We start from the raw sequence: 13,336 nt of genomic DNA on the forward strand, positions 1-13,336 counted from the left end.
ATTGGGGACCCCGCCGCGACCGGCGGGTGTTTGTTTTCTGGCCCGACATGATAACCGCTGCCCCCAGCCCCCGACAGCCTGCCCCCCTGACGCCGCCCCGGTGGCAGCAGGCGTGGCGCGATGCCGTGCGCGATCCGCGCGAGCTGCTGGCGCTGCTGGGGCTGGAGGCACTGGCCGGACGCATTTCCGACGAGGCCGCCGCCCAGTTCCCGCTGCGGGTACCGCGGGGTTTCGTCGCCCGCATGCGGCACGGCGATGCCGCCGACCCATTACTGCGCCAGGTACTGCCGCTGGACGATGAAATGCGCCCGGTTCCCGGCTTTGGCCTGGACGCGGTGGGCGACGCAGCGGCAAAGAAGGCCACCGGCGTCATCCAGAAATACCAGGGCCGCGCGCTGCTGGTGGCCACCGGCAGTTGTGCGGTGAACTGCCGCTACTGCTTCCGCCGCCACTTCCCGTATGCCGAGGAAACCGCCGCGCGCGATGGCTGGCGCGACGCCGTTGCGCTGATCCGCGCCGACTCCGGCATCGACGAGGTGCTGCTGTCCGGCGGTGATCCGCTGTCGCTGGCCACGCCCAAGCTGGCCGAACTGACCGATGCGCTGGCCGGCATCCCGCACCTCAGGCGCCTGCGCATCCACAGCCGGCTGCCGGTGGTGCTGCCGGAGCGGATCGACGACGGGCTGCTGGCCTGGCTGTCCTCGCTGCCGTGGCCGGTTGCGCTGGTCATCCACGCCAACCACGCCAACGAGTTCGATGCCGGCGTCGATGCCGCCCTTGCCCGCCTGCGCCAGGCTGGCGTGCACCTGCTCAACCAGGCCGTGCTGCTGCGCGGCGTCAACGACAGCGTGGACGCGCTGGCGGCGCTGAGCGAGCGCTGCTTCGCCGCCGGCGTGCTGCCGTACTACCTGCATCAGCTGGACCGCGTGGCCGGCGTGGCGCATTTCGAAGTGGACGACGACCGCGCCCGCGACCTGCACGCCGCGCTGGCGGCCCGCCTGTCCGGCTACCTGGTGCCGCGGCTGGTCCGCGAGGTCCAGGGCGACACCGGCAAGCGCCCCCTGTAACCGGGCGCTTGCCGCCACGCGCGGGACTTTCCTGCGCTTCTGCGACCGCCGCATTGGACGCTTCACGTCCCTTTCGTGTATTAAACGCGCTCCCCAGGCGGACACGTTGCATGCAGATCGGCAAAGACACCACGCTACGACTGACCCTGGTTGACGACAGTGGCGAGGATGCGGAAGCCGTCGTCAGCGCCTTGCGCAACAGCGGCATCGCGGTCCGCCCGCTGCGCCCGCTGGACCCCGCCGAACTGCAGCAGATGGTCGCCGGCCAGCCGATGGACCTGGTCCTGGCGTCGCGCGCGGCCAAGGGCATCCCGCTGGCCTCTGTGCTGTCGCAGGTGGACGCCAGCGGCAAGGACATCCCGGTGATCGTGCTGGCCGATGCCGTGACCGAGGCCGACCTGCTGGCCGACCAGGCCGCCGGCGCCCGCGCGGTCGCCCTGCGCGGCAAGTTCGACCACCTGCTGGCCGTGCTTCGCCGCGAATGGTCCGACCTGGACGCGCGCCGCTCGCAGCGCCGCCTGGAAGGCCAGCTGCGCGAAACCGAGCGTCGATGCGACGCGCTGATCTCGTCCTCGCGCGACCCCATCGCCTACATCCACGAAGGCATGCACATCCGGGCCAACGACGCCTACCTTGAGATGTTCGGCTTCGAATCCTTCGAGGACGTGGAAGGCCTGTCGCTGCTGGACCTGATCGGCCCGCAGTACGTCAACGACTTCAAGGCCCTGCTGAAGAAGCTCAGCAAGGGCGAACCGCCGCCGCCGCGCTTCGAACTGGAAGCGCGCAGCATGGACGGCGACAGTTTCCCCGCCACGCTCGAGTTCGCCACCGCCACCTACGAAGGCGAGGCCTGCGTGCAGGTGGTGTTCCGCCGCCGCGAGGAGTTCGACCCCGAGCTGGCGCGCGAAGTGGAAGACCTGCGCCAGCGCGACATGGTCACTGGCCTGATGAACCGCCCCACGTTCCTGCGCGAACTGGAAACCGCGGTGGCGCAGGTCGCCCGGGGCGAAGACCAGTTCGCCCTGCTGCTGATCGAACCGGACCACTACCAGCGCCTGCTGCAGGACATCGGCATCGACTCGGCCGACGCCCTGGTGGCGGCACTGGCGGCACGCCTGTCGGAAAAACTGGAAGGCGCCACCACCGCCGCGCGTTTCGGCGAGCGCACCTTCGCCGTGCTGCTGCAGGGCAACCATGCGCACACGGCGGCCCTGGCCGAGAAACTGCGTGCCTCGTTCGCTTCCCACGTGTTCAACGTCGGCGAGCGCTCGGCGTCGGTGACGGCCAGCATCGGCGGCGTGCAGATCGGCGAGAAGATCGCCAGCGTCGGCCAGGTGCTGACGCGCGCCACGGATACCCTGCAGACCGCCACCAACCTGGGCGGCAACCGGTTCGAGATCTTCGACCCCGGCGCGGTCGACCGCGCCGAGGAAGAGCGCGTGCAGAGCTGGATCACCCGCCTGAAGGAAGCACTGGGCGATGGCAGTTTCCGCCTGCACTACCAGCCCGTGGTCAGCCTGCAGGGCGAGCCCGGCGAAGTGTACGAAGCACTGCTGCGCCTGGAATCCAACGGCGAACTGGTCGCGCCGCAGTCGTTCATCGGCATCGCCGAGGAACACGGCCTGCTGGACGCGATCGACCGCTGGGTGGTGAACCGCGCCATCGAAGTGCTCGCCGAACGCAAGCGCGCCGGTCACGACACGCGGCTGGTGGTGAAGGTCAGCCCGGCCTCGTTTGCCGACAACCGCCTGCTGCAGCTGATCGCGCAGCAGCTGGCGGCGCTGGACGTACCCGGCGAGCGCCTGTGGCTGCAGACGCCGGAGGCCAAGGTGTTCACCCACCTGCGGCAGGCGCAGGCCTTCCAGTCCGGCGCGGCCAAGCTCGGCTGCCGGGTAGGCCTGGAGCACTTCGGTGCGGGCCTGGACTCGTTCCAGCTGCTGTCGCACTTCGAACCGACCTTCCTCAAGATCGACCGCGTCTTCAGCGAGGAACTGGGCAAGACCCCGGAACACCAGCAGAAGATCCGCGAGATCACCGAACGCGCGCAGGCGCTGGGCATCATGACGGTGGCCGAACACGTGCAGGACGCGGCGACCATGGCGTTCCTGTTCACCTCCGGCGTGGACTACGTGGAAGGCAACTTCCTGGCTGCGCCCGGCCCGGCGATGAGCTACGACTTCAGCTGATCCGGCTGCTCCCTCCCCTCGCCTGCAGGGGAGGAAACAAGAAACCCGCCGGAAGGCGGGTTTCTCGTTCAAGACGGTTGGTTCGCATGGTAGCGCTCAGGCAAACGTGCCCTGCTGCGCGCGCAGCGTGGCGATGCGTTCTTCCAGCGGCGGATGGCTCAGGAACAGCTTCTTCAGGCCATGGCCGATGCCGCCGGCGATGCCGAAGGCTTCCACCTGCGCCGGCAGCGTGCTCGGGCGATGCTGCTGCGACAGGCGCTCCAGCGCGGCGATCATCTTCTGCCGGCCCGCCAGCGTGGCGCCACCATGGTCGGCGCGGAACTCGCGACGGCGCGAGAACCACATCGCGATCATCGTGGCGAACAGGCCGAACACCAGTTCCAGCACCATCACGATGATGTAGTAGGCGAAACCACGGCCCTCGCCTTCGCGATTGCCGGACAGGAAACCGTCCACGATGCCGCCGACCACGCGGGCCAGCACGATGACGAAGGTGTTCAGCACGCCCTGCAGCAGCGCCATGGTGACCATGTCGCCGTTGGCGACGTGACTGACCTCGTGGGCCAGCACGGCCTCGGCCTCGTCCTGGTTCATCGCACGCAGCAGGCCGGTGGACACCGCCACCAGCGCATTGTTGCGGTTGGCGCCGGTGGCGAAGGCGTTGATCTCCGGGGCGTCGTAGATGGCGACCTCCGGCATGCCGATGCCGGCCGCCTGCGCCTGCCGCTGCACGGTGGCCACCAGCCATCGTTCGGCGTCATTGCGCGGCTGGGTGATGACCTGCGCGCCGGTCGCGCGCTTGGCCATCCACTTGGACGTCAGCAGGGAAATCAGCGAGCCACCGAAGCCGAACACGGCCGCCATCACCAGCAGGCCGCCCATCTGGCTGGAATTGACGCCAAGCAACGACATGACGATACCCGCCAGCACCATCACGGCCAGGTTGGTGGCGAGGAACAGGGCGATGCGAGTGAACACGGGGATTCTCCGACGAACATTGGGGGAAGGACGTTGCAGCAGAACTGCGGTTGCGGCCGCTAGAATTCAAGGCGATCGCTGACCTGCATTCAGCTTCCCCCTTTGCTGACGAATGACCGGACCCGTCCCCTACCGCGGCCGCTTTGCGCCCTCACCCACCGGACGCCTGCATTTCGGCTCGCTGGTGGCGGCGCTGGGCAGCTGGCTGCTGGCGCGGCATCACCGCGGCGAGTGGCTGGTGCGGGTGGAAGACCTCGATCCGCCACGCGAAGTGGCGGGCGCCGCGCACGCGCAACTGGAAACCCTGGGCGCATTCGGCATGGTCTCCGATGGCCCGGTGCTGTGGCAGAGCCGGCGGCACGCGGCCTACCAGCAGGCCGTGGACCAGCTGCTCGACGGCGGCGCCGCGTTCTTCTGCCGCTGCAGCCGTTCCGACCTGGCGGCCGTGGACGGCATCCATCGGCGCTGCGTCGCCTCCGACAGCCGCCGCCTGCCCGCCATCCGGCTGCGGGTGGACGACGCGGCGCAGGTCGCGTTCGACGATGGCCTGCAAGGCCGCATCGTGCAGGACGTCGCCCGCGAGGTGGGCGATGTGGTGCTCCGCCGCGCGGATGGCTACTGGGCCTATCAGCTGGCCGTGGTGGTCGATGACCATGCGCAGGGCATCACCGACGTCGTGCGCGGCGCCGACCTGCTGGACTCCACGCCCCGGCAGATCCTGCTGCAGCAGGCACTCGGCCTGCCGACGCCCCGCTACCTGCACCTGCCGCTGATCGTGGATGCGCAGGGACAGAAACTGTCCAAGTCGATGGCCGCGCTGCCGGTCGACGACGATGCGCCGCTGTCCGCGCTGGCCGCGGCCTGGCAGGTGTTGGGACAGCGGCCCGGGGCGGTCGCCGGCCTCTCTTCCGTGTCGGGCTGGATGGCCGCCGCTTCGGCGAATTTCCAGCCGGAAACCCTGCCCAAAGTGACTTCCACGACTTTCGCTGCATTGCACAACACCGCTGTCGCACGCGCTGTCTAGAATCGGTTGGCCGTCGGCTTGGGCGGTATCCGGAGAATCATTGACATGACATCGCGCGTCGTCCTGGTCACCGGTGGCACCGGGGGTATCGGTACCGCCATCTGCAAGAAGCTGGCGGACATGGGCCACAAGGTCGCCACCAATTACCGCAACGAAGAAAAGGCCCGTGCCTGGCAGGCGCAGATGAAGACCGACGGCTACGACATCGCACTGGTCAAGGGCGACGTGACCTCGCCCGACGAAGCCGACGCCATGGTGAAGGAAGTCGAACGCACCCTGGGCCCGGTCGAAGTGCTGATCAACAACGCCGGCATCACGCGCGACGGCACCTTCCACAAGATGAGCGCCACGCAGTGGGGCGACGTCATCAACACCAACCTCAACTCGGTGTTCAACGTCACCCGCCCCGTCATCGACGGCATGCGCGAGCGCAAGTGGGGCCGCATCATCCAGATCAGTTCGATCAACGGCCTGAAGGGCCAGTACGGCCAGGCCAACTACGCCGCCGCCAAGGCCGGCATGCACGGCTTCACGATTTCGCTGGCGCGCGAGAACGCCAAGCTCGGCATCACCGTCAACACGGTCTCGCCCGGATACGTGGCCACCGACATGGTGATGGCGGTGCCGGAGGAAGTGCGCGCCAAGATCGCCGCCGACATCCCCACCGGCCGCCTGGGCAAGCCGGAAGAGATCGCCTACGCCGTCGCCTTCCTGGTCGACGAGCAGGCCGCGTGGATCACCGGGTCCAACCTGGACATCAACGGCGGCCACCACATGGGCTGGTAAAGCCATCCCGACGCGAGATGGAGTGACGGCAAGCCCCGCTTCCCGTCGCTCACATTCCAGCTCGCTGGCGTGCCTGCCCCACACTGCAACACCTGTCCTGCTTCCTGAACAGGGAGCCCCTGCCGTCCGCCAGTTGCAAGGGCTGTTGCGCTGCGTCATGCTGGCCCAATACGTGTTTAGAGTGAATGCTCAATGGCTGCGATCCGCATCATCAAGAAGTACCCCAACCGCCGTCTCTACGACACGGAGATCTCCAGCTACATCACCATTGAAGACGTCCGCCAGCTGATCGTCGACGGCGAGGATTTCGAGGTACGCGACGCCAAGAGCGGCGACGACCTGACCCGCACCGTACTGCTGCAGATCATCAGCGAACAGGAACAGGACGGCGAACCCGTGCTGTCCACGCAGCTGCTCAGCCAGATCATCCGTTTCTACGGCGACTCGCTGCAGGGCTTCATGGGCAATTACCTCGAGCGCAGCATGCAGCTGTTCATGGAGCAGCAGCAGCAGTTCCGCAGCCAGATGGGCAGCCTGCTGGGCCAGACCCCGTGGACCATGATGAACCAGCTGACCGAGCGCAACATGGAGCTGTGGCAGGAATTCCAGCGCAACCTGACCGGTGGCATGGGCCGCCCCACCACGGTCAAGCCCAAGGAAACCCCGCGCGAAACGCCGAAGACGCGCGCGCGCTGAACCCTCTCGTAGTGAAACCCGGCCCGCGCCCCGTAGCGCGGGCCTTTTTTTGACCCGCGTTCCGGCGCGCGAAGCAGCAAGGGATTCCCACATGACACAACGCATTGCCGTGGTGACCGGCGGACTGGGCGGGCTGGGCACGGAGATCTGCAAGGCCCTGGCCCTCGGCGGCCGCCGCGTCATCGCCGCCGACCTGCCGCCCAGCGCGGAACGCCTGGCCGCGTTCCAGCAGCACACCGATGGCCTGGACGTGCATTTCGCCGCCGCCGACGTCGGCGACTTCGACGCCTGCGCCGCGCTCGTGCAGGCGGTGCACGACCAGCACGGCGCCGTGGACATCCTGGTCAACAACGCCGGCATCACCCGCGACGCCACGCTGCGCAAGATGGAAAAAGCGCAGTGGGACGCGGTGCTGGGGGTGAACCTGGACAGCGTGTTCAACCTCTGCCGCCACGTGGTGGACGGCATGCAGGCGCGCGGCTTCGGGCGCGTGGTGAACATCAGTTCGGTCAGCGGCCAGACCGGCAACTTCGGCCAGACCAACTACGCCGCGGCCAAGGCCGGCCTGCACGGCTTCACCATGGCGCTGGCGCGGGAAGTGGCCAGCAAGGGCGTCACCGTCAACAGCGTCTCGCCCGGCTACGTGGAAACCCCGATGACCCAGGCCATGCCCAGCGACGTGCGCGCGCGCACCGTCGCCTCGGTGCCGGTGGGCCGCATCGGCCAGCCCGGCGACATCGCCCGCGCGGTGGCCTTCCTGTCCGCGGACGATGCCGGCTACATCACCGGCGCCAACCTGCCGGTCAATGGCGGGCTGTTCATGAGCTTCTGACCGGGCGGCGTGTCCGCCCTGCTTCCACCCACGCGAATCCGTACGCAATCTCCCCGAGGAATCACCATGAAACTGACCCCTCCCACCTTCGGCGTCTGGCTCATCGCCCTGCTGCTGGGCAGCGGCGGCATCGCCGCGAAGTTCGGCTACGTGCCGGTGCTGGCCCCGCACGCGTTCTGGCTGGTGGTGGCCGGGTTCGTGCTGCTGATCGCGGCGACGGTCTTCAGCAAACTCTGAGACCCCTGCGCTTGTCCGTGCGTGGCCAAGGCGATAACGTCGCCGGGCCACGCCACGTGGCGCGCCGGAGGGCAACGCATGCGCGGTTCCCGTTCGTTCGTTCTTCTGCTGATCGTGGTCCTGCCGGGTCTGGGGGGTTGCACCACGTCCGCTTCCGCGAGGCATGACGGCCCGCGCTGCGTGGAGGTAGGCTGCACCGAGAAGATCCCGCTCGCTGCCGCAGGCCCCGGCTCCAGCGTGGTGCTCGTCCAGTGCGAGGGGACCGTGCGGACGACGCGCCGTTACCAGCTCGACGCAGGTCGATGGACACTGCAGATGTACGAAACTGGCGCTTCCGAGCACTGCCCGACACCGGCGTCGGCGCGCTGACCGGCCGCCGGCCTTCGGGAGACCGTCATGGAGCTGGTTGCCTATCTGGTGAGCGCCCTGTGGGATGCGCCGCGGCTGGTCGTGCCACCCCTGCTCGGCATCGGCGCCGGCATTGCCCTTTATTTCATGACCGGCAGGGAGCCCTCGTCCGCCGCGATGGCCCTCGGCTGCATCCTGCTCGGCCTGGTTATCGGCTTCGTGCTGGAATACCTGCGCGAACCGCCGCGCGATACGGACTGACCACTACTCCATCTCGAAACGCTCGAACGCGATCTCCAGCGTTTCGAACAGCGTCTCCGCCACCGCCGCATCCATCGGCGAGGTGCGATATGCCGCCGGACGCGCCCGCAGGAAGCGCCAGCGCAGCACCGCACTGCCCTGCTCGTCCAGCAGCGTCACGCTGATGTCGCGTCGCGCATCCCCGCCGTCGCGCGCTTCGCTCCACCACTGGTACCACGACAGCGAACCGGTCACGCCACGGCGCAGCACCAGATCGTCGTAGTGCGTCAGCGTCGAAAGCTTCATCGATTCGCTGGCCTTGTCGTTGCCGTTGCGGTACTCGTTGAGCTGCAGGCGCGCCTCGGGGAACACCACCTCGGCTACCCCACTGCCGGGGCCGTCGTCACCCGTGCCGAGGTCGACGAGGAAGTTCATGCCGGGATAGGGACGTTCGCGCAGCTGGGCCATGGCAGGGTCCGTGTGGGAAGGGAATCAAGGCAGCGGATGCCGCCGATTTCCTCTTCCAACGCTCGCCGGGGTCATTGGCGGTCAGCGGACAGGCATCCGGCTGCAATGACGGCGCTGCAACACCCTGCCGCAGGGCGCAGATACCCTTCGATGGCTTTCGCAATGCCATCCCATCGCACTCCGAGAGCCATCTGCAAGGCTCAATGTGAGAAGTGCGGCGATCTGAACCCCATCGATGGGTTTCCGAATGCCATCCCATGGCTTTCCGAAAGCGATCTGCCAGGCTCAGTGTGAGAAGCACGGGGCTTGGAGCCCCATCAATGGGTTTCCGAATGCCATCCGCTCGCCTTCCGGAAGCCATCTGCAAGGCTCGATGTGAGAAGCACGGCACCGGGGAGCCCCATCGATGGCATTCGGAATGCCATCCGCGCCGCGCCGTGCAGCGTCGCATCGCGCCGGCAAGCAAGACGCACCGGGAGGCATCCCACCCGTGCAGCCCCGGGTGCGGCTTGCGGCCTTACCCGGGCTACGGGGACGCTGTCACGGCGTTGAGGACGCCTGCCCGATCCACAAGCGGTTGCCGTCCGGATCATCGATACGGAACTCGCGCATGCCGTAGAACGTGGTGTCCAGGTCGGGCGCGTCCAGGCCGTTCGCACGCGCCCGTGCATGGAAGGCCTCGAGGTCGTCGGGGTACAGGTACAGCACCGCGACACGCGGCGCATCGCTGGCCGCGTTGATCGACTGGTCCAGCATCACCCGGCAGTCACCCCAGCGCAGCTTCGCCCAGCCCCAGTCGTCGCGCCTGTCTTCCACCGCGAAGCCCAGCTGTTCGTAGAACGCGATCGCCCGCGGCAGGTGGCGGACGGGTTGCATGGGGATGATGTGGGACATGGACAACGACTCCGGGATGCGGCGGTGATCGTGCGAGGGAGATCTCGGCACGAAAGGAAAGTGTCTCCTACGAGTTTGCGATCATCTTCCAAAGGCACCTGGCGCCAACCAGGCCGCATAGCGAAGCGGCATCGTTGAATCGTTCACGGCCACCCGCCCGCGCGCTCAGCGCGCACCGGCCCGCTTGCGCAGATGCTCCGCCAGTCCGCCCAGCTGTTGTCCCTGCACCTTGTCCACGACCGGTGCGAATTTGCCCAGATCGTCCGGCGTGTAACCGCCGGCGCGGTACCACAGGGTGATGCGGGTGCCGTTGTTCTCTTCGACGAAGCGCCATTCCAGCGCACCATCCAGGCCCATGCCCTGCAGCGGGCCCAGGCCACCGGTCATGCGCAGCAGTTTGCCGGGGTCCACGAAGGTCACCGTCATGTGCCAGGCCTGCTGCGCGCCGTTGATCTCGCAGAAGCAGCCGCCGGCCTTGTCGCTGATGGAAAGCTTCGAGGCATCGCCCCACCAGCTGTGGTCGGCGGGCCACCACTGGCCCACGTCCTTCACCAGCGAGGCGTAGGCGGTCTGCGCGTCCACCGGCACCCATTGCGTATTCTCCAGGGTGAAGCCGTTGGGCTTCATGTCCTTGATCTCGGCCTGCGCGTGCGGCGCCAGCGCCATCGCGATGACCAGCAGGGGCAGGACCAGCGCCTTCATGGCGCACCCGGCTCGGTGCAGAACTTCTGGCGGTACGCCATCGCCTTGGGCATCAGCGCGGTCAGGTTCTGGATGCGGGTGCCCGGATTGGGATGCGTGGAAGAGAATTCCGGCGGTGCCTGCCCGCCGCTGGCTTCGCCCATGCGCTGCCACAGCGGCACGGCTTCCTGCGGATTGAAGCAGGCGGCCGCCGCCAGCATCAGGCCGACTTCATCGGCCTGCGTCTCGTGCGAACGCGCGTACGGCAGCAGGTAGCCGTAACCCATCGCGGCCATCACCATCTGTTGCTGCTGCGGGTCCATGCCGCTCATCGCGCCGGCCATCTGGCCGATCTGGGTGAGCTTCTGCTGCGACATGCGCTGCGCGCCATGGCGCAGCAATGCGTGGGCGATCTCGTGCCCCATCACCACCGCCACCGCATCGGCGTTCTGCGCGACCGGGATCAGGCCGGTGTAGACGGCCATCTTGCCGCCCGGCAGGCAGAAGGCGTTGGCCTGGTCGGACTGGATGACGTTGACGTCCCAGTCGAAGGACTTCCAGTGGCCGCTGGGCTGCAGGCCGTGCTCGGCGGCGATCTCGGCTTCCACCACGCCGATCTTGTTGATCAGCCGCTGGGCGATGCCGCGCACCTGCTGCGCGATCTGCGAGTTGGGGTCCACCGGCTGTTCCTGCGACAGGATTTCCTGGTAGGCCTGCAGGCCGAGGGCTTTTTCTTCCTCCACCCCGATGGAGCCGTCGATCAGCACCTTCTCGCCGGTGTAGGGGTCCTCCACGCGGTTGGAAAACCAGTAGAACGCCGCGTAGCCGGCAAAGCCGAGCAGGATCAGCCAGCGCACATTGCCGAACAGGCCACGCCGCTGCCCACCCTGCTGCCCGTAACCGGACCGTCCATAAGGATCTTGCCTCATCACCCTCTCCCTGGCGGCTAGATGCCGCGAACGACGCGGAAACCCACCCGCGCATTAGTCATATCCGAATCCGAGGACGAACGCCACGCCGCGCGCGCATGCGCCGGCGAACTGGCCCAGGAACCGCCGCGGACCACGCGCGAGCGGCAGCCGGGATTGAACCACGCCGCGCCGTCGGCCGGCGCGCGCCGGTAGCTGGCGTGCCAGCAGTCGGCGACCCACTCGCTGGTGTTGCCGCCCAGGTCCTTCAGGCCCCAGGCGTTGGCGCGGAAACGGCCGACCGGCGCCGGCCCCCAGTAGCCGTCGCCGTAACCGGTGAAGGCGTTGTTCCAGTGCCGCCCGCCGGGCGAGGTGTCGTTGCCGCCGGTGAGGTTGCCGAAGCCGCGCGGCGGCTGTGCGTTGCCCCACGGGTAGCGGCCCTGCTGGCCGGCACGCAGGGCATATTCGTACTCGGCCTCGCTGGGCAGGCGGTAGCTGTGCCCGGTCTGCCCGGCCAGCCATTCGGCGTAGGCTTCCGCGTCGTAGACGCTGACGTGCAACACCGGCATGTCGTCGCTGGCCGGCTCGCCGGCGTAGTCCGACCGCCAGTCCACGCCGCTGCGCCGCACGAAGTTGCCGCTGCGCTCGTCATAGACGATGGAGTGCCCGCGGCGCGTGGCGCGGGGTCGGTACTGGGTGGCTTCCACGAAGCGGCGGAACTCGCCCACCGTCACCGCATGGCGCGACATGGCGAAGCCGCGGTCGAAGCGGACGTAGTGCGCGGGTTTTTCGGCATCGGCGGCCTCCGGTTCGTCGTCGGCGGCGCCCATGCGGAAACCGCCATGCGGCACCACCACCATCTCCGGCCCGCGGCCACCGTGGTACAGCGCATCGGTGAACGCCTGGCCCGGGCGGAACAGACCGTAGTGGGTGGCCAGGTCGATGCGCTGGCGGAAATCCGCCGCCACGCGATTACCCGGTTCGGCGATGCGCAGCACTTCGGCCAGCTTGCCGCGCGCGTCCTTCAGGCCCGCTGCCGTGGTGACGTCGCGCAGGCCGCTGTCGCGCAGTTCGACGATGCGCGCAAGACGGATGGCCTCGACGCGCTGCCGCGCATCGGCCACCGTATCGGCGTCTTCGCGCACCTTCGCCGCATGGCCCAGCCAGCGACGTGCGGTGTCGAAATCGCTGGCCAGCGCCGCGTCTTCCGCGCGCCGGATCATCGCGCTTTCCACCGCGGCCACGCCTTGCCGTGCGCGGGGCTGTCCCGCTTTCCATTTCAGCACTTCACGGAACCCGGCGAGCGCACCACCGCCGTTTTCGCCCAGCCTGCCTTCGCGCAGGGCGCGCTCGCTGGCCAGGTTCAGCCGCGTGAGCTGCTCAACCTCGTCCACCCGCGCAAGATAGGCTTCCACCGCCTCGTCATCGGGCGACACGGTCCGCGCGACCGCGGCGATCTGGCGGGCACGGCGCAGCGATTCGGTGCGGTCTTCCGCCACCGCCAGTGCCTGCGCGCCCTGCGCCAGCAAGCGGTCCAGGCTGCGCTCCAGGCCCGCCTTTGCGCGGGCCTCGTCCGGCACCTGCCGCAACACGGCCAGGTAGAGCGGGATGGCATCGCCGGGAGTGTCGAACAGGCGCCCGTCGCGGAGGGCCTGGTCGGCGCGGCGCAGCGTGGCGGCGGTGGGCTCGTCCGCCAGGTCGACGGCGGGCGGCTGCCAGGTGAGTTCCTCGATACGGCTGTCGTCGCCACTGACGGTCACGCTGGGCATGCGTGCCGGCCCGTCGGGCGTGCTGTCGTCCGTGGTCGGCGCGGCGTCGCGCGAACAGGCGCACAGCAGCAGCGAGGACAGCACCAGCATGTTGAGGATCGCGCGCAAACAACCTCCGTGCGTCGGGCGGGCCATCGCCCGACCTGAACGGACAAAGTGGCCCGGCCGTGCGACGTTAGGCTATTGTCCCCTGCCTGAGCAAACGACGCACCTCGCGGAGAT

The 13,336-nt window shown here is 68.3% G+C and carries 14 protein-coding genes; 8 read left to right on the forward strand and 6 right to left on the reverse strand.

What is annotated here, in order from left to right:
* Positions 1-47: 47 nt before the first annotated feature.
* Together epmB and OVA13_RS06260 are read left to right on the forward strand one after the other, a co-directional pair.
* On the forward strand, positions 48-1,067 hold the full coding sequence (gene epmB / locus OVA13_RS06255) for an EF-P beta-lysylation protein EpmB (RefSeq protein ID WP_267792929.1): 1,020 nt from the start codon (positions 48-50) through the stop codon (positions 1,065-1,067).
* A gap of 110 nt (positions 1,068-1,177) precedes the next feature.
* A complete protein-coding gene (locus OVA13_RS06260; RefSeq protein ID WP_267792930.1) occupies positions 1,178-3,253 on the forward strand; it encodes an EAL domain-containing response regulator in 2,076 nt (691 codons plus the stop codon).
* Between the two features lie 96 nt (positions 3,254-3,349).
* On the opposite strand, the gene htpX is transcribed toward OVA13_RS06260, so the two are convergent.
* Positions 3,350-4,231: a protease HtpX gene (gene htpX, locus OVA13_RS06265; RefSeq protein ID WP_267792931.1), complete on the reverse strand. Its 882-nt coding sequence runs from the start codon at positions 4,229-4,231 to the stop codon at positions 3,350-3,352.
* A gap of 112 nt (positions 4,232-4,343) precedes the next feature.
* Between htpX and gluQRS the strand changes: the two genes are divergently transcribed.
* From gluQRS to OVA13_RS06295, 6 genes are all read left to right on the forward strand, one after another.
* Positions 4,344-5,255, forward strand: a complete 912-nt coding sequence (gluQRS, locus tag OVA13_RS06270; protein WP_267792932.1) for a tRNA glutamyl-Q(34) synthetase GluQRS — start codon at positions 4,344-4,346, stop codon at positions 5,253-5,255.
* A 45-nt stretch (positions 5,256-5,300) separates the two neighbouring features.
* Positions 5,301-6,041: an acetoacetyl-CoA reductase gene (gene phbB, locus OVA13_RS06275; RefSeq protein WP_267792933.1), complete on the forward strand. Its 741-nt coding sequence runs from the start codon at positions 5,301-5,303 to the stop codon at positions 6,039-6,041.
* A 192-nt stretch (positions 6,042-6,233) separates the two neighbouring features.
* A complete protein-coding gene (gene phaR, locus OVA13_RS06280) occupies positions 6,234-6,737 on the forward strand; it encodes a polyhydroxyalkanoate synthesis repressor PhaR (RefSeq protein ID WP_267792934.1) in 504 nt (167 codons plus the stop codon).
* Between the two features lie 91 nt (positions 6,738-6,828).
* Complete coding sequence (phbB, locus tag OVA13_RS06285) at positions 6,829-7,569, forward strand: acetoacetyl-CoA reductase (protein WP_267792935.1); 741 nt, start codon at positions 6,829-6,831, stop codon at positions 7,567-7,569.
* Between the two features lie 66 nt (positions 7,570-7,635).
* A complete protein-coding gene (locus OVA13_RS06290) occupies positions 7,636-7,806 on the forward strand; it encodes a hypothetical protein (protein ID WP_267792936.1) in 171 nt (56 codons plus the stop codon).
* Between the two features lie 396 nt (positions 7,807-8,202).
* On the forward strand, positions 8,203-8,415 hold the full coding sequence (locus tag OVA13_RS06295; RefSeq protein WP_267792937.1) for a hypothetical protein: 213 nt from the start codon (positions 8,203-8,205) through the stop codon (positions 8,413-8,415).
* A gap of 3 nt (positions 8,416-8,418) precedes the next feature.
* On the opposite strand, the gene OVA13_RS06300 is transcribed toward OVA13_RS06295, so the two are convergent.
* The 5 genes from OVA13_RS06300 to OVA13_RS06320 all read right to left on the reverse strand — a co-directional run bounded on the left by OVA13_RS06300 (position 8,419) and on the right by OVA13_RS06320 (position 13,204).
* Positions 8,419-8,862, reverse strand: coding sequence for a phage tail protein (locus OVA13_RS06300; protein WP_267792938.1), 444 nt, complete (start codon positions 8,860-8,862; stop codon positions 8,419-8,421).
* Between the two features lie 540 nt (positions 8,863-9,402).
* Positions 9,403-9,756, reverse strand: a complete 354-nt coding sequence (locus tag OVA13_RS06305; protein ID WP_267792939.1) for a VOC family protein — start codon at positions 9,754-9,756, stop codon at positions 9,403-9,405.
* Between the two features lie 165 nt (positions 9,757-9,921).
* Positions 9,922-10,458, reverse strand: a complete 537-nt coding sequence (locus tag OVA13_RS06310; RefSeq protein ID WP_267792940.1) for an SRPBCC family protein — start codon at positions 10,456-10,458, stop codon at positions 9,922-9,924.
* Positions 10,455-11,366: a M48 family metallopeptidase gene (locus OVA13_RS06315; RefSeq protein WP_267792941.1), complete on the reverse strand. Its 912-nt coding sequence runs from the start codon at positions 11,364-11,366 to the stop codon at positions 10,455-10,457. Before OVA13_RS06315 ends, OVA13_RS06310 begins: the two co-directional genes overlap by 4 nt.
* A gap of 17 nt (positions 11,367-11,383) precedes the next feature.
* On the reverse strand, positions 11,384-13,204 hold the full coding sequence (locus OVA13_RS06320; RefSeq protein WP_267793464.1) for a formylglycine-generating enzyme family protein: 1,821 nt from the start codon (positions 13,202-13,204) through the stop codon (positions 11,384-11,386).
* Positions 13,205-13,336 lie beyond the last annotated feature (132 nt).

The organism is Pseudoxanthomonas sp. SL93, from assembly GCF_026625825.1.
In the GTDB taxonomy this organism is placed as follows: Bacteria; Pseudomonadota; Gammaproteobacteria; order Xanthomonadales; family Xanthomonadaceae; genus Pseudoxanthomonas_A.

Coding starts and splice junctions, on each gene's coding strand:
- epmB (WP_267792929.1), top strand. CDS start 48: ATGATAACCGCTGCCCCCAGCCCCCGACAGCCTGCCCCCCTGACGCCG.
- OVA13_RS06290 (WP_267792936.1), top strand. CDS start 7,636: ATGAAACTGACCCCTCCCACCTTCGGCGTCTGGCTCATCGCCCTGCTG.
- phbB (WP_267792933.1), top strand. CDS start 5,301: ATGACATCGCGCGTCGTCCTGGTCACCGGTGGCACCGGGGGTATCGGT.
- OVA13_RS06315 (WP_267792941.1), bottom strand. CDS start 11,366: ATGAGGCAAGATCCTTATGGACGGTCCGGTTACGGGCAGCAGGGTGGG.
- OVA13_RS06305 (WP_267792939.1), bottom strand. CDS start 9,756: ATGTCCCACATCATCCCCATGCAACCCGTCCGCCACCTGCCGCGGGCG.
- OVA13_RS06260 (WP_267792930.1), top strand. CDS start 1,178: ATGCAGATCGGCAAAGACACCACGCTACGACTGACCCTGGTTGACGAC.
- OVA13_RS06320 (WP_267793464.1), bottom strand. CDS start 13,204: ATGCTGGTGCTGTCCTCGCTGCTGCTGTGCGCCTGTTCGCGCGACGCC.
- OVA13_RS06310 (WP_267792940.1), bottom strand. CDS start 10,458: ATGAAGGCGCTGGTCCTGCCCCTGCTGGTCATCGCGATGGCGCTGGCG.
- phbB (WP_267792935.1), top strand. CDS start 6,829: ATGACACAACGCATTGCCGTGGTGACCGGCGGACTGGGCGGGCTGGGC.
- gluQRS (WP_267792932.1), top strand. CDS start 4,344: ATGACCGGACCCGTCCCCTACCGCGGCCGCTTTGCGCCCTCACCCACC.
- phaR (WP_267792934.1), top strand. CDS start 6,234: ATGGCTGCGATCCGCATCATCAAGAAGTACCCCAACCGCCGTCTCTAC.
- OVA13_RS06295 (WP_267792937.1), top strand. CDS start 8,203: ATGGAGCTGGTTGCCTATCTGGTGAGCGCCCTGTGGGATGCGCCGCGG.
- OVA13_RS06300 (WP_267792938.1), bottom strand. CDS start 8,862: ATGGCCCAGCTGCGCGAACGTCCCTATCCCGGCATGAACTTCCTCGTC.